Source organism: Pseudomonas sp. P5_B2 (assembly GCF_056400445.1).
The window spans coordinates 1-794 of the sequence record NZ_JBFULH010001255.1; the positions used below are offsets into that span (position 1 = coordinate 1).

A 794-nucleotide genomic window follows, 5' to 3' on the forward strand; every position below is an offset into this window, starting at 1 on the left:
ATCGACAACCCTGGCCTTTTTATTGTGCTGAAAGCAAATCCAGAGCAAAGAAAAGCCCGCCATGGTAGCGCGGGCCAAAAAACCAAAAAGGAGCTGGAGCATTTTACGCGTCTTTCATGGCAGCATGTGAAAAACTCGTGAATGCACTTAATGCAAAGGCTCGGCACTAAGGGATCAAACTCTTTGTACGCTAAAACAAGCGTCGCGTAGCAAAAATGGCGATCCCTGTGGATCGCCATTTTTGTCTGGTGCTACACATTCACGAGACCACAGCGACGATGTTAGCGCACGCTCAGTACGATTTCGCCCCGGGTGAGCCATTCCGCTTCGATGGCGAAGTCGGCCTGGGTCAATTGGTTGTCGTCCAGCCAATTTTCCGGAAACAGCACATCGAGGCTGGCGCCCATGGCATGCAGCATCACCTGAGGCATTTGCTGGGTGCCGCGGATGTGATGGAACAGGATCGCGAAGCGCAGCAGTACGCACAGGCGAATCAGCTTGATGCCGTCATCGCCGAAGTCGGCGAACTTGTCCTTGGGGATGTTGCGGCGATGGCCGCGAACCAGCAGTGCAAGCATCAGCTGGTCTTCTCGGGAGAAACCGGCGAGGTCGGAGTGCTCGATCAGGTAGGCACCGTGCTTGTGGTATTGATAGTGGGCGATGTCCAAGCCCACTTCATGGACCTTGGCCGCCCAGCCCAGCAGTTCGCGCCAGACGCCATCTTCCAGATCCCAGTCCTTAGCCACTTGATCGAAGGCATGCAGGGCCTTGCGCTCAACTCGCGCCGCCTGTTC

General features: G+C 55.9%; 1 pseudogene. It reads right to left on the bottom strand.

Going from position 1 to position 794, the window contains the following annotated elements:
* Nucleotides 1-281: 281 nt before the first annotated feature.
* Nucleotides 282-794, bottom strand: a pseudogene (locus tag AC1DRJ_RS30585) (exopolyphosphatase); the annotation flags it as partial.